The sequence below is a fragment of the Clostridioides sp. ZZV15-6598 genome, assembly GCF_020657705.1.
Lineage (GTDB): Bacteria > Bacillota > Clostridia > Peptostreptococcales > Peptostreptococcaceae > Clostridioides > Clostridioides difficile_F.
The window spans coordinates 1-232 of sequence record NZ_JAGWCS010000388.1; the positions used below are offsets into that span (position 1 = coordinate 1).

The following is a 232-nucleotide window of genomic DNA, read 5'->3' on the forward strand; positions in this document are numbered from 1 at the left end:
AAGATATGGATAATTTAATAAGTTTCATACCAGAGCAGTTACTAATTTTAGTTGCTGCTCTTTATGTTATAGGAGCAGGATGTAAGAAATATAAGCAATTAGATAACAAGTATATTCCAGTTATATTATTAATACTTGGAATAGGTTTCTCAATATGGATGCTAGGATTAAATCCTAATGCAGTCTTACAAGGTGTAATTTGTTGGGGTATATCAATAGGTATAAATCAAAC

Annotated in this window: 1 protein-coding gene; it reads left to right on the plus strand. The window is 29.3% G+C overall.

Annotation, left to right across the window (positions count from 1 at the left end; translation table 11 throughout):
- Window positions 1-5: 5 nt before the first annotated feature.
- On the plus strand, window positions 6-232 hold a 227-nt coding region (locus KGF50_RS22190), incomplete at its 3' end, for a phage holin family protein (protein ID WP_227850026.1).